The 18,195-nt window shown below is 63.3% G+C and carries 24 protein-coding genes; 15 read left to right on the top strand and 9 right to left on the bottom strand.

The genetic code is table 11. The annotated features are described in order from the left end of the window. The first annotated feature begins 25 nt into the window (after positions 1-25). Positions 26-370: a hypothetical protein gene (locus HY30_RS09260; protein WP_034739448.1), complete on the top strand. Its 345-nt coding sequence runs from the start codon at positions 26-28 to the stop codon at positions 368-370. On the opposite strand, the gene HY30_RS09265 is transcribed toward HY30_RS09260, so the two are convergent. From HY30_RS09265 to HY30_RS09275, 3 genes are read right to left on the bottom strand one after another with little or no spacing between them, the layout of a single operon-like run. Then, positions 350-1,612 (bottom strand): HlyC/CorC family transporter, encoded by a 1,263-nt coding sequence (locus HY30_RS09265; RefSeq protein ID WP_034739451.1) that lies wholly within the window; start codon positions 1,610-1,612, stop codon positions 350-352. The genes HY30_RS09260 and HY30_RS09265 overlap by 21 nt on opposite strands. Positions 1,613-1,637: 25 nt before the next feature. Next, a complete protein-coding gene (gene aroB / locus HY30_RS09270; protein ID WP_034739495.1) occupies positions 1,638-2,768 on the bottom strand; it encodes a 3-dehydroquinate synthase in 1,131 nt (376 codons plus the stop codon). Continuing rightward, the gene (locus HY30_RS09275) at positions 2,765-3,337 is read right to left on the bottom strand and encodes a shikimate kinase (RefSeq protein ID WP_034739452.1); all 573 of its coding nucleotides are present in this window, start codon (positions 3,335-3,337) and stop codon (positions 2,765-2,767) included. Before HY30_RS09275 ends, aroB begins: the two co-directional genes overlap by 4 nt. Before the next feature lie 108 nt (positions 3,338-3,445). Here HY30_RS09275 and HY30_RS20475 point away from each other — a divergent pair, with 108 nt between their 5' ends. Together HY30_RS20475 and HY30_RS09280 are read left to right on the top strand one after the other, a co-directional pair. Beyond that, positions 3,446-3,580, top strand: a complete 135-nt coding sequence (locus tag HY30_RS20475; protein WP_162176921.1) for a YdgA family protein — start codon at positions 3,446-3,448, stop codon at positions 3,578-3,580. Beyond that, entirely contained in the window at positions 3,570-5,162 is a 1,593-nt protein-coding gene (locus HY30_RS09280) for a hypothetical protein (protein WP_034739454.1), read from the top strand. Before HY30_RS20475 ends, HY30_RS09280 begins: the two co-directional genes overlap by 11 nt. 4 nt (positions 5,163-5,166) lie before the next feature. On the opposite strand, the gene cysK is transcribed toward HY30_RS09280, so the two are convergent. Then, the gene (gene cysK / locus HY30_RS09285) at positions 5,167-6,156 is read right to left on the bottom strand and encodes a cysteine synthase A (RefSeq protein WP_034739456.1); all 990 of its coding nucleotides are present in this window, start codon (positions 6,154-6,156) and stop codon (positions 5,167-5,169) included. A gap of 88 nt (positions 6,157-6,244) precedes the next feature. Here cysK and HY30_RS09290 point away from each other — a divergent pair, with 88 nt between their 5' ends. The 3 genes from HY30_RS09290 (at position 6,245) to HY30_RS09300 (ending at position 7,993) form a co-directional block, all read left to right on the top strand. Further along, positions 6,245-7,180 (top strand): tyrosine recombinase, encoded by a 936-nt coding sequence (locus tag HY30_RS09290; protein WP_034739458.1) that lies wholly within the window; start codon positions 6,245-6,247, stop codon positions 7,178-7,180. A 10-nt stretch (positions 7,181-7,190) separates the two neighbouring features. Beyond that, positions 7,191-7,688 carry a hypothetical protein gene (locus HY30_RS09295; RefSeq protein ID WP_034739460.1) on the top strand — a complete coding sequence of 166 codons (498 nt, stop codon included), beginning with the start codon at positions 7,191-7,193 and terminating at the stop codon, positions 7,686-7,688. Positions 7,689-7,756: 68 nt separating this feature from the next. Next, entirely contained in the window at positions 7,757-7,993 is a 237-nt protein-coding gene (locus HY30_RS09300) for a hypothetical protein (RefSeq protein ID WP_034739463.1), read from the top strand. A 74-nt stretch (positions 7,994-8,067) separates the two neighbouring features. Here HY30_RS09300 and HY30_RS19700 read toward each other — a convergent pair whose 3' ends face one another. Further along, entirely contained in the window at positions 8,068-8,241 is a 174-nt protein-coding gene (locus HY30_RS19700) for a YqaE/Pmp3 family membrane protein (RefSeq protein WP_081812161.1), read from the bottom strand. A gap of 111 nt (positions 8,242-8,352) precedes the next feature. Between HY30_RS19700 and HY30_RS09305 the strand changes: the two genes are divergently transcribed. The 4 genes from HY30_RS09305 to HY30_RS09320 all read left to right on the top strand — a co-directional run bounded on the left by HY30_RS09305 (position 8,353) and on the right by HY30_RS09320 (position 10,900). After that, on the top strand, positions 8,353-9,408 hold the full coding sequence (locus HY30_RS09305) for an HpcH/HpaI aldolase/citrate lyase family protein (RefSeq protein WP_034739465.1): 1,056 nt from the start codon (positions 8,353-8,355) through the stop codon (positions 9,406-9,408). A gap of 81 nt (positions 9,409-9,489) precedes the next feature. Continuing rightward, positions 9,490-9,912, top strand: coding sequence for a hypothetical protein (locus HY30_RS09310; protein WP_034739466.1), 423 nt, complete (start codon positions 9,490-9,492; stop codon positions 9,910-9,912). Between the two features lie 29 nt (positions 9,913-9,941). Beyond that, positions 9,942-10,370: a nuclear transport factor 2 family protein gene (locus HY30_RS09315; RefSeq protein WP_034739467.1), complete on the top strand. Its 429-nt coding sequence runs from the start codon at positions 9,942-9,944 to the stop codon at positions 10,368-10,370. Then, positions 10,367-10,900, top strand: coding sequence for a GNAT family N-acetyltransferase (locus HY30_RS09320; RefSeq protein ID WP_034739469.1), 534 nt, complete (start codon positions 10,367-10,369; stop codon positions 10,898-10,900). Before HY30_RS09315 ends, HY30_RS09320 begins: the two co-directional genes overlap by 4 nt. Here HY30_RS09320 and HY30_RS09325 read toward each other — a convergent pair. Continuing rightward, the gene (locus tag HY30_RS09325; RefSeq protein WP_051615234.1) at positions 10,897-12,651 is read right to left on the bottom strand and encodes a putative bifunctional diguanylate cyclase/phosphodiesterase; all 1,755 of its coding nucleotides are present in this window, start codon (positions 12,649-12,651) and stop codon (positions 10,897-10,899) included. The two genes, HY30_RS09320 and HY30_RS09325, sit on opposite strands and share 4 nt — an antisense overlap. A 124-nt stretch (positions 12,652-12,775) precedes the next feature. Between HY30_RS09325 and hisB the strand changes: the two genes are divergently transcribed. Continuing rightward, positions 12,776-13,372 (top strand): imidazoleglycerol-phosphate dehydratase HisB, encoded by a 597-nt coding sequence (gene hisB / locus HY30_RS09330; RefSeq protein WP_034739472.1) that lies wholly within the window; start codon positions 12,776-12,778, stop codon positions 13,370-13,372. Here hisB and HY30_RS09335 read toward each other — a convergent pair. Continuing rightward, entirely contained in the window at positions 13,369-14,343 is a 975-nt protein-coding gene (locus HY30_RS09335; protein ID WP_034739473.1) for a Coq4 family protein, read from the bottom strand. The two genes, hisB and HY30_RS09335, sit on opposite strands and share 4 nt — an antisense overlap. A gap of 109 nt (positions 14,344-14,452) precedes the next feature. Between HY30_RS09335 and hisH the strand changes: the two genes are divergently transcribed. The 4 genes from hisH to HY30_RS09355 all read left to right on the top strand — a co-directional run bounded on the left by hisH (position 14,453) and on the right by HY30_RS09355 (position 16,811). Further along, complete coding sequence (gene hisH, locus HY30_RS09340) at positions 14,453-15,094, top strand: imidazole glycerol phosphate synthase subunit HisH (protein ID WP_034739475.1); 642 nt, start codon at positions 14,453-14,455, stop codon at positions 15,092-15,094. Beyond that, on the top strand, positions 15,095-15,823 hold the full coding sequence (gene hisA, locus HY30_RS09345; protein WP_034739477.1) for a 1-(5-phosphoribosyl)-5-[(5-phosphoribosylamino)methylideneamino]imidazole-4-carboxamide isomerase: 729 nt from the start codon (positions 15,095-15,097) through the stop codon (positions 15,821-15,823). A gap of 104 nt (positions 15,824-15,927) precedes the next feature. Further along, positions 15,928-16,344 (top strand): organic hydroperoxide resistance protein, encoded by a 417-nt coding sequence (locus HY30_RS09350; RefSeq protein ID WP_162176922.1) that lies wholly within the window; start codon positions 15,928-15,930, stop codon positions 16,342-16,344. Continuing rightward, a complete protein-coding gene (locus tag HY30_RS09355; protein WP_034739481.1) occupies positions 16,341-16,811 on the top strand; it encodes a MarR family winged helix-turn-helix transcriptional regulator in 471 nt (156 codons plus the stop codon). Before HY30_RS09350 ends, HY30_RS09355 begins: the two co-directional genes overlap by 4 nt. Positions 16,812-16,856: 45 nt before the next feature. On the opposite strand, the gene HY30_RS09360 is transcribed toward HY30_RS09355, so the two are convergent. Next, positions 16,857-17,597, bottom strand: a complete 741-nt coding sequence (locus HY30_RS09360) for a GGDEF domain-containing protein (RefSeq protein ID WP_051615236.1) — start codon at positions 17,595-17,597, stop codon at positions 16,857-16,859. Positions 17,598-17,696: 99 nt separating this feature from the next. After that, positions 17,697-17,891 (bottom strand): hypothetical protein, encoded by a 195-nt coding sequence (locus HY30_RS09365; RefSeq protein ID WP_034739483.1) that lies wholly within the window; start codon positions 17,889-17,891, stop codon positions 17,697-17,699. Between the last annotated feature and the right edge of the window lie 304 nt (positions 17,892-18,195).

Here is an 18,195-nt window from a genome sequence, read left to right on the forward strand (position 1 = left end):
CTCGAACCGTCGAGGAGAACGGGTGATGGTATTGAAACGCTTTATTCTTGGAACGGCCTGCCTCGCAGCGGCCGGGATGGCATCGGCAGAGACACCACGCGGTGAACTCGACATGCCGCTCCTGCACCAGATTCAGGCAACTGTCTGCGCGGGCAGCAGCGAGATCGTGTTTGTCCCGGTCTCCAATGATTATGAGTCCTATCGCACCAATTATGCGGTCATCTCGATGAATGACCCCGATCCAGACTCCGCCAATATCGTGTCGGAACGCGAAAAAATGTGGCTGAACGTCAATGGCTGCAACGAACTCAACAATGATCCGATCTATGCGTCGGATGATTCCGCCGACTCAGCCGGTTTCAATTTCTGATATATTGAGGCCCGTCACCTGATTGCGCTGGCGTCTCAATATATTGAACTTGTAGCCGTGGAAGACGAAGCTCTGTCCCGGCTCCGGGATTGTTTGCGCCTCGTGAATGACCAGGCCAGCCACAGTGACGGCCTCTTCATCCGGCAAGTCCCATCCCGTCGCCCGGTTGAGGTCGCGGATCGGCACCCATCCATCGACATTCACCGTTCCGTCCGGCTGCGGGCGCACGCCCTGGACGGCCACATCATGCTCGTCATGAATCGAGCCGACGATTTCCTCGAGAATATCCTCAAGCGTGATCAGGCCCTGTAATTCGCCATATTCATCTACCACGAGCGCAAAATGGCTGCGTTTTGACAGGAACAGGTCCAGCTGGTCCTGAACCGGCGTCGTTTCCGGCACGAACCAGGGTTTACGCAGGATTCCTTCGAGATCGAGTGACGAAAGATCCCCGCCCAGCGGCAGGGCAGCGCGCAACAGGTCTTTCGCGTGCAGGATGCCGACAATCTCTTCCTTTTCACCGCGATAAAGCGGCAACCGCGTATGGGGGCTCGCCAGCGCCTTCATGACAATCTGGCGCGGCTCCATGTCGGCGTTCAGCATCTTGATGTTGCGCCGGTGGATCATGACATCCTCGACCGTCAGATCCTTCAGGTCCAGCGCGCCCACAAGACGCAGCCGGTCCGCCGCATTCACGGCACCTTCAGAGGCGTGCAGATCGATAGCGCCCCGGATTTCTTCCTCGGCTGACAGCGCATCGGCCGGCGTTGCGAGGCCGAGGATCTTCAGCGTCGTCATCACGATCACCTGGATCAGTTGCACAATCCACGAGGCCGCCAGCACAAGGACGCCGATCGGCCGCGCCACGGCCATCGCCATGGAATCAGTCCGTGTGATCGCATAGGTCTTCGGCAGCACTTCGGAGAAGACAAGCACCAGCACGGTCATCACGCCGGTCGCAGCGACAAGGGCCAGTCCTCCCTGCCCGAACAGCAGCGTAAACAGCGATGTCGCCAGTACAGAGGCGAGAATATTGACGAGATTGTTGCCCAGCAGGATCGACCCGATCAGCCGCTCCCTGTCGGCGATCAGCCGGTTCACCGCTGCCGCACGCTTGTCGCCCTCTTTCTCAAGCTGGTGCATGCGCGCACGCGACGCCGCTGTCAGCGCCGTTTCCGAACCCGAAAAGAAGGCCGACATGCCCAGCAGAACCAGGATGGCAAGACTGTATCCGATAATCATAGTGTCACGAGCAGGAAGCTATTCCTCACGCCTTTTCCAGTTCCCCCGCCAGGAAGGCGGCAACAGACGCGAGATCCGCGTCGGGGTGAATATAGGACTGCCCGATGCCGCGCGCCAGAATTAGTGGAACGCGCCCGCCCCGGGCCTTTTTGTCCTGCTGCATCAGATCGGCAAGCTGGCTGGCCTCATAGGGTCCGCCGGGCATATGCGCCAATTCGACAGGCAGGCCGGATGCGCCAATCACGCGGGCCACTTTCGCCGCAACATCCGGCGCCGTAATGCCCTCGGCCGCGCCATAACGGAACGCCAGAACCATCCCCAGCGCCACCGCCTCGCCATGCAGCACGTCCGGGCGATACTCATTCGCTGCCTCAACCGCATGGCCAAACGTATGCCCCAGATTCAGCAGTGCCCGCACGCCGCCCTCGGTCTCGTCCTCGGCCACAATCGCGGCCTTGGCCCGGCACGAGGTCGCGACCGCATGCTGGATGGCGTCCGGCTTCAGCGCCAGCACGTCCGCGCCATTGCCTTCCAGCCAGTCAAAGAAGGCCGGATCATTGATCAACCCGTATTTCAGCACTTCGGCATAGCCTGCGCGCAATTCCCGCGCCGGCAGGCTCGCCAGCAGCGCCGTATCAGCGATCACCAGACGGGGCTGGTAGAAGACGCCAATCATGTTCTTGCCGCGCGGCGTATTCACGGCCGTCTTGCCGCCCACCGAGCTGTCCACTTGCGACAGCAGGGTCGTCGGCACCTGCACAAAGCCCATGCCCCGCTTCATCAGGCTGGCCGCAAGCCCGGCAATATCGCCGATCACCCCGCCGCCGAACGCCACCAGAACATCGCTCCGATCCGCGCCCGTGCTCAGCAGCCAGTCGAGGATATGCTCCAGGTTCGAGAAGGATTTTGATCGCTCGCCCGGCACCAGCGACAGCACATGCGTGCGGATGCCAACCGGCTTCAGCACCGCTTCCAGCGCGCCCATATGCAGGTTCGACACGGTCTCATCCGTCAGCACGAACACGCGCGGTTGTTTCAACATCGGCGCCAGCCGTGCGCCCAGCATGGACAGAGCGCCATGGCCAACCACAATGTCATAGCTGCGCGCGCCAAGGCTGACGCGCACGATTTCCGCAGCGCGAAGTGTCTCGCTCATGCCGGTTTCCATGTTTTCAGGGCCTTCAGGATCGCATTCACCGTTGAGCCGTGCGGCCCCTCCTTGCTGTGCACTACAAGGTCGGCCTGCGCATAGATCGGCTCGCGTTCGATGAACAGGTTCTGCAGCACGGACTTGGCATCCGGGCGCTTCAACAGGGGCCGCGTATTCTTCTTCTGCACCCGTCGCCACAGCGTTTCGAGGTCAGCATTCAGCCAGATCGTCACGGCTTTCTCCCGCAGCAGGGCCCGCGTCTCTTCATTCATGTAGGCGCCGCCGCCGGTCGCCAGCACATGCGGCGCCTCGCCGAGCAGGCGTTCCAGCACTTTCTGCTCGCCCCGGCGAAAATCTGCCTCGCCATGCAGCGTGAAAATATCCGCCACCGACAGGCCGGCCGCCTTTTCGATTTCATGGTCGCTGTCAAAGAACTGGCGTCCCAGCTTCTCGGCCAGCCGCCGCCCGACGGTCGATTTGCCCGCCCCCATCAGCCCCACAAGCGCAATCGTCCGGGACTCATAGGCAGGCACCGGATCGGATAAATGTGCAGGACTGTCGCTATCAGCGGGCATTGCAGGCTTTCATTCACTATTCAGGACAATTCCTATAGAGACGAGACAGTGTGAGCAATCGGTCAACGGCCGATGCCAAAGTGAATCAGGCCCTGGGGTGTAAAACTTATGCGCAAATATCTTATCATTCTCGGCATTCTGGTCGTTCTGGGCCTTGTCGGCCTCTGGTGGCTCGGCACGCAGGCCGAAAAGAACAAGCCGACCGATGGCGAAGTGCGCATGGAGGTAGAGGGTGTCCTCTAAGGCCTGGCCGGCGCTTTTCGCTGGCGCCGCAGTCTTTTGCCTGTCTGCAAGCGCGCAGTTCGAGGAATCCGGCCTCGCCATGGTCGATCCATGGGGCATGGGTTTCCTTGAAGCGGGCGAACCGGCCCTGCCCGCTTCGCTCTGGAAAGCCTCGGACACCTCCACCCTGCTCCCCATGATGCAGGATGTGCGCACGCAGGGCCTCACCCCCGGCGAGCGCACCCTCATGCGCCGTATGGCCCTTTCCCCCGCCAATGCTCCGCAAGGCAGCGAATCACCCGCCCTTCTCGCCGAACGCGCCCGCATCATGTTCGAGCTCGGCGAAGCCCGCGCCGCCGCGGCCCTCATGGCGCGCCTCGACACGCCCCCGCCCGGAATGGACAGCGACGAGATCGCCACCGACCTGAACCTCGCCCTCGGCAACGAAGCCCAGGCCTGCAGCAACGACAATGGCAAGCCCCGCGATGGCGCCTATTGGGCCATGCTGCGCGCCGTCTGCGCCGCCCTGCGCGACAACACGGCGGGCGCTGAACTCGCCATCGAGATGGCCACCAGCCAGGGCGTCGACGACAAATGGCTCACATCCGCCGTCTTTGCCGCCTCGGGCGACCTGCCGAACCCGCCTGAAGCCCGCTACGATAGCGGCATTGCGCTCGCCATCTCCTCCAAGGCCGGCCTCACACCCCCTGACAAACCCCTCTCGACCACGCGGCCGGACCTTGCCGCCGCCATGGTCGCCCGCCCCGGGCTTCCGGCCCCCGTCCGCGCCGAAGCCGCTGCAATCGCCGCCGAAGCCGGGCTCATCGACACATCCGACTGGCGCAAAGTGCTCGATACACTCTTCGCCGAGCCGGATTTCGAACCGAAATCAAAACTCGAAATGGCCATCGCCACCGTGCGTAACGTGGGTATGCCCGAAGATGGCCGCGCCGATGCCGTCGCCGCAGCCCTCGCGCAAGCCACTGCCAATCCGGCGCGTTTCGCCGCTGTGTCGAAAGTCCTCCTGCCCGAGATTCAGGCCCTCAGCCTCACGAAAGAGACCGCCAAGCACGCGCAGCTCTTCGCCCATGCCAGCATTGCCGCTCGCGATTTCGAAGGTGCAACTCTCTGGACCCTCGTGCCCGATATTGACGGCGCCCCGGAAACCCGCGCCGTCGACTTTGCCATGATCGACGCGCTTGGCGTTCTGGCGGGCAATGGCGACGCGCAGGAGATCGGTACGCGGCTCGTCAGGGAATCCACCTCGAAAGCCGACCGCAAGGCCGCCGCGCGCCTCTTCGCCCTCTGGACAATGGCCGACATTACGCCGCCGCCCTCCGCCCGCGCCCTGATGGCCTCCGACAGCGAAGCCCCCGGCAAGACCGACAGGCCCGGCGCCGTCGTTGCCATTCTCGCGGCCGCAAAAGCCGGCGCCGCAGGCGAAGCCATCCTCGGCACTGTCGCCCTCACAGGCGGTGACCCGTCGGAACTGGACGTTGCCGACCTCACCCTGATGGGCCGCGCCCTCGTCGCGATTGGGGCGCAGGACGCTGCCGCCGAACTCGCGCTCGAGGCAACCGGCTATTGGAAATCCGGGAAATAGGTCCTTATCCGCCAAGGCCTTCAAACAGCAGCGTCGAGACATAGCGTTCGGCAAAGGACGGGATGATCACCACGATCGTCTTGCCTGCCATATCCTCCCGCTTGGCCACCTCCAGCCCTGCCGTCAGCGCCGCGCCGGATGAAATGCCGACCGGAATGCCCTCTGTTCGCGCCACGCGCCGCGCCGTCGCGATCGCATCATCATTGGAGACTTTCACGATCCCGTCGAGCAGGCTCGTATCCATATTGCCGGGAATGAATCCGGCGCCGATGCCTTGAATCACGTGCGGACCCGGTTCACCGCCCGACAGGACGGGGCTCGCTTCCGGCTCGACCGCAAACATTTTCACGCTCGGCTTTTTCGCCTTCAGCACCCGCGCATTACCCGTGAACGTGCCGCCGGTGCCGACCCCGGCAATCACGGCATCCACCGCGCCGCCCGTATCACGCCAGATCTCTTCAGCCGTGGTTGCCTCGTGGATCGCCGGATTGGCCGGATTGTCGAACTGGCTCGGCATGACCGATCCCGGTATTTCCGCCAGCAATTCATTGGCCTTCTCGAACGTGCCCTTGATGCCCTTCTCCTTGGGCGTGAGATAGAGTTCCGCGCCAAGGATGGCCAGCATCTTGCGGCGCTCGATCGACATGGATTCCGGCATGGTCAGGATCAGGCGATAGCCACGCGCGGCCGCCACCATGGCCAGGCCGATGCCCGTATTGCCCGAGGTCGGCTCGATCAGCACAGTGCCCGGACCGATTTTCCCGTCCTTCTCCATCTGCGTGATCATACCCACGGCGATCCGGTCTTTCACGCTCGCCAGCGGATTGAAGAATTCGAGCTTCAGCAGCAGGGTGCTTTTCAGTCCCTCCTCCTCGGACAGGCGCGGAACCCGCACGATCGGCGTATTGCCCACCGTTTCCAGGATCGAGCCATAGATGCGGCCGCGGCCCGGCGCGTCCAGTGTCAGTCCATTATAATCGATCGTCCCACCCATCATTATCTCCTGTCATTGTTCGCGCCTGCCCGACGGACCGTCAGGCAGCATAGAGGCGTCATTAACACAGGCGCCCTATTCTTGTCCCATGTCAGACCGCGACCGTATCGAAGCCTTCCTCGAAATGATGAGCGCCGAACGCGGCGCCGCGGCCAATACGCTGGACGCCTATGCCCGCGACCTTACGGATGCATCGGAATTCTGTGGCGGCCATCTCACCACCGCTTCGGGCCGGGACCTCGCCGCCTGGCAGGCCGATCTCTCGGCGCGCGGCATGGCCGCCTCCACTTCCGCCCGCAAACTCTCCGCCGCCCGGCGCTTCTTCCGCTTCCTCTTCGAGGAGGGCGACCGCAAGGACGACCCCACGGCGAAGATCGACGGCCCGAAAACCAGCCGCGACGTGCCGGATGTCCTCTCCCGCGAGGAGCTGAAGCGCCTGATAGACGCCTGCGGCGAAGACCTCCGCCTCAAATGCCTCGTCGAGCTGCTCTATGGCGCGGGCCTTCGCGCCTCCGAGCTCGTCTCGTTGACTCTCGGCAGCCTGCCCCGCCGCAAGGGCGCGCGCTGGGTGACGCAGGACATCATCATTCGCGGCAAAGGCGGCAAGGAACGGCTATGCCCCCTCGGCCGCCCTGCCCTGCTGGCGCTCTCGGAATGGCTCGCCGTGCGGGAAGACAGCCTCCCCGAAGGCAGCCTCGCGCGCGGCCGCGCCGAACCCTTCCTCTTCCCGTCGCGCGGCAAGGAGGGCCACCTCACCCGCCGCCGCCTCGGCCAGTTGCTCGACGATCTCGCCCTCGCGGCAGGCATCAACGCAGCCAAAGTCCACCCCCACGCCCTGCGCCACGCCTACGCGACACACCTCCTGCAGGGCGGCGCAGATCTTCGCAGCGTGCAAACCCTGCTCGGCCACGCCGATATCGCGACAACTCAGATCTACACCCACGTGCTCACCGACGAACTCGCCGAATTGCTCGAAACCAGTCATCCACTGGCCAGCCCCTCGCGTAGACAATTCTCAGGATAGGAGGTGCGCCATGAAAGCATGCGTTACGAGTCTGGCACTGATCGCCGTCACGGCCTGTGCAACGACCAGCACGGACGTCGCACCCAGGGTTACATCTGACGACCTTGCCCTGGTCGATGGCGCTGGCTGGACAGGCACACTTGTCTATCGCGACTACAGCCCACCTTACGGTGACGTGACCCTGCAGGCGGAAGTCGATGTCTCCGTCACGTCAGACGGACTGCTTCTGGACATGCGCTATCCGGGAGAGCCAAGCGCCAATTCCACCGACATGCTCTCGGTGGCCACAGATGGCAGCCGCCTTGGCGGTGACCCCGTCGTGGCTCGCAAGGAAGACCAGGGCGAAGTCCGGATCACAACACGCGCCCCCTGCGAAGATGACGACAAACCGGCCATCTGCGAGCACATCTATACATTCTCCAAAGCCAGGTTCGGCCTGCGCAAAACCGTGAAATTCGACGGCAGCAGCGATACATTCCAGCGCAACGCCTACACGTTCACACGCTGACATGAAGAATCTTCGTTGCGATTCCTGCGCCGCGCGCCAATATCGACTGAAATAACGGGAGTCCGATCATGAACCGCGTCCTCAAAGCCCTTGTCCCCACCATTCTGCTCGCAGAACTGGCCGTAATTACGTCCGCCACGGCTGTCTGGGCGCTGATGTCGGAATTGCATGCTGGCAAATACATGATCATGGGCGCTGAAGCGGTCGACATGGTCGGCGCCGCCTTCCTGACCGCCGTCATCTTCCGCCTCGCATGGCGCGCCGAAGGCCGCATGAACGCCGAAGTGCCGGTCACAAACGAGTAGGCGTCAGCCCTCTCGCACATGAAAAAGCCCGCCTGCATCGCTGCAAGCGGGCTTTTTCATGGGAATCCATCAGATCAGGCGACAGCCGAACCTTCGCGCGAGTTGACCCAGAAAGCGTGGATCACGCCGGGCAACCAGCCGATTAGCGTCAGCACGATATTGATCAGGAACTGCACGCCGATACCCTGTTTCACCGCCACTGCGACGGGCGGCAGGAAGATGGTTAAAAGAATCATCACGAGGGACATTGGTATTTCCTTTGGCTTGTGTTCACGCAATCAATGGCCAAGGTGCGGCTTTGTTCCGGTTTGACGCGCCGCAGCATCGGCCTTAGGCATCGGTCGCCTGAGGAGACGATCATGAGCCAGAAAACACCGCGCAACTTTTTCAAGCCACTCGCCATTGGCGCCCCCGAGCCGATGCGGGACCTGCCCGTAAAGATCGAGCGGATGATCCATTTCGTCCCGCCCCACCTCGACAAGGTGCGCGCCAAGGTGCCGGACATGGCCCCCAAGGTCGACGTCATCCTCGCAAACCTCGAAGACGCCATCCCCGCTGATGCCAAGGATGCGGCCCGCGCTGGCGCCATCGAGATGGCCAACATGTATGACTGGCAAGGCAAGGGCACAGGCTTCTGGAGCCGCGTGAACCCCCTGAACTCCCCCTGGTTCCAGGATGATGTTTCCGAACTCGTCCTCAAGGCCGGTCACCAGCTTGACGTGATCATGCTGCCCAAGGTCGAAGGCCCCTGGGACATCCATTTCGCTGACCAATATGTCGCCCAGCTCGAAGCCAAGGCCGGTCTCACGCGCCCCATTCTCTTCCACGCCATCCTCGAAACCGCGCAGGGCATGTCCCTTGTCGAGGAAATCGCCCTCGCCAGCCCCCGCATGCAGGGCATCAGCCTCGGCCCGGCAGACCTCGCCGCCGACCGCAAGATGAAAACCACCCGCGTCGGCGGTGGTCACCCCTTCTACCGCGTGCTCGAAGACCCGCACGCCGATGGCAGTGAGCGCGCCAGCGTCCAGCAGGACCTCTGGCACTACACAATCGCCCGCATGGTCGACGCCTGCCGCATGGCCGGCATCAATGCCTTCTACGGCCCGTTCGGCGACATTTCCGATCTCGATGCCTGCGAACAGCAGTTCCGCAACGCCTTCCTCCTCGGCTGCGCCGGCGCGTGGAGCCTCCACCCGAACCAGATCGACATTGCCAAGCGCGTCTTCAGCCCCGATCCGGACGAAGTGAAATTCGCCCGCCGCATCCTCGAAGCCATGCCCGACGGCACGGGCGTCGCCATGCTTGACGGCAAGATGCAGGACGATGCCACCTGGAAACAGGCCAAGGTCATCGCCGACCTCGCAGACCTCGTTGCCGCCAAGGATCCCGATCTGGCCGCCGCCTACAACAATTGATTTCACCGCTTTTGCGTTGCGCCAGCCGTGCTAGGCTGGCGCAGCGGGATTCTCCCGTAAGTCCTCGGGAGGGACACGCCCATGAAATCCATCCTCGCCGCATCGCTCGCATTCGCCGCCCTTGCCCTGCCTGCCCTCGCTGACGAAGTGTGGTCCACGCCCGTGGGCAACGTGATCTATGAAGAGGACCTGCCGACCGGCGAAGCGGTGCTCTCCTTCCCCACCGGCGACCCCGAAATCCGCAGCATGGCCTATTTCACCGGCATGGCGGGTGTGTTCACCGGCCGCACCTATTTCGAGGGCGTCTGGACCGAGCCGGAAGTCGGCGATGCCTGCTCGGTGGCCATTGCCGATCCGAAGACCGGTGAACCCCGCCATAATTGGGGCCGCATCCAGATCGTTTTCACAGAGCCTGATTTTCCCGGCGGCTGGGTCGCCATGCGCGGCAGCTGTTTCGACACGCCTGACCAGTTCCTGGTCGGCAAACCCGTCACCGCCGAATAAGACACAAGGGCCCCATCAGGAGGAAACACATGGCAGAGCATCTCGTCCCCACCAAAGGCTACACGCCCAATCTCCAGCGCTGGTTTGACTGGATGGATGGCGACCATTCATCCGCCGGCCTCTCCGGCCAGCTTGCCGAACATGTCGTCTTCCGCAGCCCCGTCGTGCACACACCGCAGGAAGGCAAGGCCATCACCATGTCCTACCTGCTCGCGGCAGGCGAAACGCTGGGGGGCGACACGTTCCGCTATACGCGCGTCTTCGATTGCCGCGACAAGGCCGTGCTCGAATTCGAATGCGTCATGGACGGCATCAACGTCAACGGCGTCGACATGATCGAATGGGATGACCAGGGCAAGATCACCGACTTCAAGGTCATGGTCCGCCCCCTGAAGGCCATCCAGACCGTCCATGCGGCCATGGGGGCCATGCTCGCCAAGATGAAAGCCGGTGCATGATCACTGAGCCGCCGACGCTCATCACCGAGCGCCTTGTCCTTCGGGCCCAGCAGGCCAGCGATTTCGACGAATGCGTCGCCATGTGGAACGATGCCGAAGTCGTGCGCCACATTGGCGGCGTCACCCGCCCGGCGCAGGACGTCTGGTTCACCCTCGCCCGCGCGCGCGGCATGTGGCCCCTGCTCGGCTACGGCTTCTGGATTGTCGAGGAAAGGGCAACCGGCACGTTTCTCGGCGAGGCCGGCTTCGCTGACTTCAAGCGCGGCATGACGCCCGACATGTCCGCCACGCCGGAAGCCGGCTGGGCCTTCAATCGCGCGTCATGGGGCATGGGCTATGGCAGCGAGGCGGTCGGCGCCATCCATGACTGGCTGGATGAATTCCGGCCGGGTCCGTCCTGCTGCATCATCGATGGTGGCAATCTCGCTTCGCGCCGCGTGGCCGAAAAATGCGGCTACACGTTCTGGTGCGAAGCGCTCTATCGCGACCATCCGATCAATGTCTTCCGCCGCGAAGGCCCGGCTGCCTAGCCCGCCTTGCGCGAATCCAGCGGCTGCGGATTGGCCCGGAAGGCCCTCAGGAAATCCAAGAACGCCTGGTGCGGCAGGCCCGGGCTGTACAGGAAGCCCTGCCCCATCGTGCAGCCGCGACGGCGCAGGAAGTCCGCCTGCCGCTCGGTCTCGACGCCCTCGGCCACCGTCTGAAGGCCAAGCGTCTCGGCCATGGCGAGGATCATCTCGACAATTGCCGGCGCCTGCTTGTCACCTTCCAGCGCCGACACGAACTGGCGGTCGATCTTGAACACGTCGAAGGGCAATTGCGTCAGCATCGAGAGGTTCGAGTGGCCCGTGCCGAAATCGTCGATGGCCAGCTTCATGCCCATCATGCGCAGTGGCCCCATCACCTCGGCCACCTTGGCGGGGCTTTCCACGGCCATGCTTTCGGTAATCTCCAGCTCCAGCCGGTTCGGGTGGAGGCCGGTGCGCTTCAGCACATCCATCACCGTATCCGTCAAATTACCGCGCTCGAACTGGCGCGGCGACACGTTGACGGCAACCGAGACATCCAGCCCTTCCTTCATCCACACGCGGGCGGACTGGCAGGCGGCTTCGAGGATCTGTTCGCCGATCTGGTTGATCAGCCCGGTTTCCTCCGCCAGCGGAATGAAGGCCGCCGGGGAAATGATCTTGCCATTATGGCGGCGCCAGCGCGCCAGCGCCTCGGCGCCGACAACCTTGCCGGTCTTGAAGTCGACCTTCGGCTGGAACACCGCCTTGAACTCGCGATTGGCGACTGCTTCGCGCAGCTCGTCTTCCAGCTTGTACTTGCCGCGCGCCACCCGCGTCAGGCGCGGCGTGAAGAAACGGAAGCCGGACGTCGCCTCTTCGCGCACTAGGCGCAGCGCGAGTTCAGCATGCCGGAACAGTTTCTGCGCACTGTCGGCATCCTCGGGCGCCATCACGATCCCGCCGGAAATGCCAAGGCTCACCGTCTGGCCATTCAGCTCGAACGGCGCGGCAAAGGCCTGGCGTATCGCGCGCGCAATCGTCGCCACATGTTCCCGGCTGCCGGCCGCAGGCATGTAGAGCGCAAACTCATCCGCCTGCAGCGCCGCCAGTGTCGAATCGCGCAGGGCAACGCCCGCAGGCCCGGCAATCCCGGCCAGCTCATCCTTCAGGCGCTGGCCGGCCTGCGCCAGCAGCGCTTCACTCGCATAGGAGCCCAATTGTTCCGACGCCCGGCTGAACCGGTCGAGGTCGAGTACGATCAGCGCCGCCGGGGCCTCGAAACTGGCCAGCGGCAATGTCTCCGTGATCGCCTTGTCGACCGCGATCATGTTGGCGAGGCCCGTGCGCGGATCGATGAAGGCTGTCTCGCGCAGGAGCGCATTCTCGCGGCGCAGCTTGCTCACCGTCCGCGTCACACCGGCGCGCAACCGGCGCAGCTCGGCAAACTGCATGCTCTCCAGGTCTGTCGCCCCGTCGGCGCGCGCGTCCATGAGAAAGTCATTGAACCGCTCAAGCGAGTTGCGAAACTTGGAGGCCGCCAGATAGGCCGATCCCGCCGCACCGCCGAGCGCCACGATGATTTCCACGACCAGGACGACAGGCGGGTTCGGCAGGTCCGAAATGTGGACGTCGAGAAAGATCGCGCGATAGGTCAGCTCGATCACCAGAAGCACGAAAAAGATCGCCAGAGCCATGCCCACGGCGGCCAGACTCGCAAAGGCGGGAATGGTCATCGTGCCGAACAGCCGGCTGAGGAATCTCTTCTTCTTCAAGCGCCGAATCGCCTTCTTGCGTCCAGGTGGAACCGGTACAAATCGGACATTCTGTGAATATGTTTAGAAATCAGTGAACAAAGTGCGCTAGCTGTCGTGTTTACAGCGCACTATATGGTTCCTCATGATTAAGCACCGCACCGCCACCGTCGACCGCAAGACCAAGGAAACCGATATTTCGGTCACCCTCGACCTTGATGGCACCGGCCAATCCGATATCCACACCGGTATCGGCTTCTTCGATCACATGCTGGAAAGCTTTTCCAAGCATTCGGCCATCGACCTGACGGTCCGCTGCAAGGGCGACCTGCACATCGACATGCACCATTCCGTCGAGGATACGGGCATCGTCATCGGCCAGGCCATCCTGAAGGCGCTCGGCGACTTTGCCGGCATCACGCGCTTTGGCCACGCCTATATCCCGATGGACGAGACGCTGAGCCGTGCCAGTCTCGATCTCTGCAATCGCCCCTATTTGATCTGGAAGGTCAATTTCGCCCGCGACAAGGTGGGCGACATGGATACCGAACTGTTCAAGGAATTCTTCCACGCGCTCTCGGGCAATGGCGGCATGTGCCTCCATGTCGAGAATCTCTACGGCGAGAACAGCCACCACATTATCGAGAGCTGTTACAAGGCGACCGCCCGCGCATTGCGGACGGCCATTGCAGTGGATGCCAAGCTTGAAGGCAAGCCGGCCTCGACAAAGGGCAGCCTCTAGGCGGCTGCCTGCGCCATTTCGACAAGGTTCGCCGGGTAAGGCCGCTCATAGGCGGTGATGCCGAACTGCGCCCGCACCTCTTCCAGCGTGCCCGTCCACACCGATTCCCAGTCGATCGTGATCATCGGCGGCGTATGGCGCCCGTGCACCCAGGCGCTGGTGATCGTGTCCATCAGGATCGGATAGCCAAAACCCGGCCCCTGCGCGGCAATCGTCGCCGTCACGGCCAGGAACTGCGCCGAATAATTGTGCCCGAACTGCGACATCTGGAACGCCGAGATCGCCACTTCATGCAGCGAGGTCGTCTCGTAGCCGCCGACCAGATGCCAGAGGTCATGCGCCTGCAGCATGCGCGTATTCAGGTAATCCAGTGGCGACGGCAATTTTGAGAGGCCAATCGCATCCCGGTCCAGCACTTCCAGGTCGAAGGAATTGTCCACGATCACGTGATAGAACAGCCGTCCCACCGAATTCTCCGGGCAGGCGCCGAGTTCTTCAAGATCGAGGCGCCGTGGCAGCGGCCATTTGGACACCTCTTCGACGCCTTCATAAGTGAACGACATCCGCACAACGCGGTCCACGAATTCGGGCGTATGCTCGCCGCCGAGGTCCGCCGTGCGCTGCGTCACAGACAGGGCGTCCAGCTTGCCCGCCACACCGTCTTCCACGATGCCCCAATACGTATCCCACAGGCCGGCCGGCGCGCTCAGCGGCGGCTCGTCCAGTGTCGGGATAGGCGCAGCCCCGACAGGTTCACCGATCCAGCCTTCTGCCAGCGCATCATAGATCTCGCCAACGCGGTCAGGCGCGAGGAAGGCAACATGCGCAAGGCGCGCGGCCAGCGTCATCCGAAGCGCTTCGCTTGCCTCGCCATTTGCCGCCTTGGCCTCGGCCGCAAGAGCCCTGACTTCGCTTGCCTCTGGCAGCGTGTTCAGTTCGCGCGCGAACAGTTTCCTGTGGGCGTCGGTCATTTGGGTCTCCTCCGGTAACTCTATTGGAATAGAGTTACCATCCGCTCGCAAGGAAATTCAAGTGAATCTTCTCTTCCGCATTACGTGTCGTGGCGGTAAGAGCGGCCACATGAACCTCGTCGCCCTCATCGATTACGGCTCCGGCAACGTCCATTCAGCCGCCGGCGCGCTGAAGGAAGCCGCCCGCCGCGCCGACCTCGCCATCGAGGTCACGACAACCGCCGACCCTGAAATCATTGCCAAAGCTGCCCGCGTGATCCTGCCCGGCGTCGGTCATTACGCCGATTGCGCAGCGAATCTCCACGCGCGCCCCGGTCTTGTCGAGGCCCTGGAATCCGCTGTCCTCAAGCACAAGAAGCCCTTCCTCGGCATCTGTGTCGGCATGCAGTTGCTGGCTGATTTCGGCCTCGAAGACGGCGAAACGCGCGGCCTCGGCTGGATCCATGGCGTGGTCGACCGCATAGAGCCCGGCCCCGGCCATGCGATCCCGCATGTCGGCTGGAACGAGCTCCACATGCCCAACAGCCATCCCCTGCTCGAAGGCCTCGGCCCCCAGCCGCACGCCTATTTCACCCATTCCTACAAGATCAGCCCCGAAGACCCCGCCCATGTCGCGGCCACGACCGACTATGGCGTGCCCTTCACCAGCGCCGTCGCCTCGGGCAACATCTTCGGCACCCAGTTCCACCCCGAAATGAGCCAGCGCGTCGGCCTCCAGCTGCTGGCCAACTTCCTCACCTGGAAACCCTGAATGACCTTCACCCTCTACCCCGCCATCGACCTCAAGGACGGCCAGTGCGTGCGCCTCCTGCGCGGCGAGATGGATGCCGCCACCGTCTTCAATGACAGCCCTGCCGACCAGGCCGCCGCCTTTGATTCCGCCGGCTTCACCCATCTCCACGTGGTTGACCTCAATGGCGCCTTTGCCGGCACATCGGCCAATGGCGACGCCGTGAAAGCCATCCTCAAGGCCACCAATGCGCCCGTCCAGCTCGGCGGCGGCATCCGCACCCGCGCCCAGATCGATGCCTGGATCGAGGCCGGCGTCTCCCGCGTCATCCTCGGCACTGCGGCGCTGCGCGACCCCGAACTCGTCAAGGCCGCCGCCCATGACCTGCCCGGCCGCATCATTGTCGGCATCGACGCCAAGAACGGCATGGTCGCCGTCGAGGGCTGGGCCGAGACCAGCGACATGTCCGCCATTGAACTCGCCAAGGCCTTCGAAGGCTGCGGCGTCACCGCCATCATCGCGACAGACATTGGCCGCGACGGTCTGAAGACCGGCGTGAACGTGGACTTCACCTCTGCCCTCGCCAATGCCGTCACCATCCCGATCATCGCCTCGGGCGGCGTTGCCAGCGTGGCCGACATCACGGCCCTGCGCGCCGCGCCGGGCACACCCGTCTCCGGCACGATCCTCGGCCGCGCCCTCTATGACGGCGACATCATCCCGTCAGAAGCCCTCAAAGCCGCCGGGTAGCCCGCAAACTCAGCGCCTCACAAAAGCGTGACGCGCTTTCACGCCTTTTATATTGTGCACAATTTAATCGCTCTCTATATACCTCTTGCCAACACAGGAGATACATCATGGCCCTTTATTCAACATCTGCCCGCGCCGAAGGCGGCCGCAACGGTCACAGCGAAACCACAGACGGCGCCTTCAAGGTCGACCTCGCGCTCCCGAAAGAGCTCGGCGGCAACGGCAAGGGCAACAATCCCGAACAACTCTTCGCCGCCGGCTATGCCGCCTGTTTCGACAGCGCGATCAACCACGTCGCCCGCCAGCAGAAGATCGCCCTCGAGAGCAGCGCGGTGAACGTCTCCGTCTCGCTCAACCCGAATGAGACCGGCTTTGCCCTCGGCGTTGCCATCGAAGTCGAGATCACGGGCCTAGACCAGGCCGCCGCCAATGACCTGGTTGCACAGGCCCATGCCGTGTGCCCATATTCGAACGCCGTCAAAGGCAATATCTACATCAAACCCGTCGTGAAAGTGAAATGACCCCAGAGCCGGATGCCCCAGACACCGCCAAAAGGCCCAAGCCGTTCGATCCGCTCGCGCTCGATCACCAGCTATGCTTTGCGCTCTATGCGGCGGCCAACCGGGTCATCCGGCTCTATCGCGACCAGCTGGAGCCGCTCGGCCTCACCTATCCGCAATACCTGACCCTGCTCGTCCTCTGGGAACGCGACGACCTGCTCGTGGGCGAGATCGGCGAGGCCCTGAGCCTCGATTCCGGCACGCTCACCCCGCTCCTCAAACGCCTCGAAACCGCAGGCCATATCGTCCGCACACGTGACGCCGCCGACGAACGCCGCGTCCGCATCACGCTCACGAAACAGGGCCGTGCCCTGCGCGCGAAAGCCGTCAACATCCCCGAAAGCATCGCCTGCGAAATGGGCCTGCCGCTGGAAACCCTCGTCCAACTCAAGCAGACGCTGACCACGCTCGCCGCCAATCCGTCCTGATTGACGGACAAGTCCGCAGCCGCCCTTGCGGCCCGCGCGCCAGCCCTAGGCAACCACCCGGAACATGTCGCGCTCGGCCTTTTCGGCGCGGTTCTTGCCCGCCGCCTTGGACGCATAGAGCGCCCGGTCGGCACGGTTCAGCAGGGCCGACACCGTCTCGTCCGGCTGCGCAATGCACCAGCCGAGGCTGACCGTCACGTCATGGCCGCCGGGGCGCTGGAACGCCACTTCCCGCACAAGCGCTTCAAACCAGAAGCGCGCTACGCTTTCATTGGCGAAATAGCCCGCCACCGCAAACTCTTCCCCGCCGAGGCGCGCCACCACCGCATCCTTGGGCGCCAGCGCCGCCAGAACGCCAGACAGGGCTTTCAGAACGTCGTCGCCCACATGATGGCCGAGGGAATCATTGATCCGCTTGAAATTGTCGATATCCGCAATCGCGCAGGCAAACACTTCGCCGCTCGCGCTCATGCCGGCCTGCATCGCTTCAGCGCGTGCAAAGAAGGCCCGGCGATTGCTCAGGCCCGTCAGCTCGTCGTGATGCGCCAGATACTGGTTCTCGTCAGACAGGACGCGCACCTTCAGGTGCGCCCGCTGGACCCCGAAACTGATAAGCGGCGCAATCAGCAACGGCATGACGATGGACGCCTCATAGCAGCGCCGCAGTGTCAGCACCGGATCGATTTGCGCCCAGATCCAGATCGACACGAAGGAGATCGTCGTCGCCACGAGAGTCACCGCCACGATGGTCCGCGCAGCTTTCCATTCGTGTTCCGACAATCTCATGAGCCGACTCCTCATCTGCATAGATTATCGCAAGTGAGGTTTAATACGCGGCGCACATGGGTGTTTAAATTTCATCGATCCCGTTCAGCATAAGCCGTGTCACACCGCGCTCGACAGGGGCCGTTTCAGCCGCCGCCGCGTGCGCAGCGCATGCGCCAGCTCCGTCTCCGCGCCGGTCGCCGGCGTCGTGTCCGCCTCCAGCCGCGACAGCTTCGCCGCCCGCCGGCCCATCTCCTCCGCGCCATCCTTCCGGATCGCCTCGGATGTTCTCAATTCAAGTGTCCTGAGGTCCATATCGTCTTCCTCCTGGGTTTTTCATCCCGCGCAGTCATCCGCCGCGCTTGGAGGCAGTATAGCGCAAAAGCCCAGGGCCTTGGATGAAAGGTCGGTTAGAGAAGGACACCCCCGGAGAGGGGCGGGGGTGAGGGGCAACCCAGCCCTCAACCGCAAAATGCTGTTTCAGCGACGCGGCCCTTCACACGTCACCGCATCCTCGTTCCCGCTGCAACGCCATGACCCCTCACCCTCAATCCCTCTCCCAAGGGAGAGGGAGGCGCGCATCTCAAGCGCCACCCCGTAGCAACTGTTATCCTGGCAC

The organism is Hyphomonas chukchiensis, assembly GCF_000682695.1.
Lineage (GTDB): Bacteria > Pseudomonadota > Alphaproteobacteria > Caulobacterales > Hyphomonadaceae > Hyphomonas > Hyphomonas chukchiensis.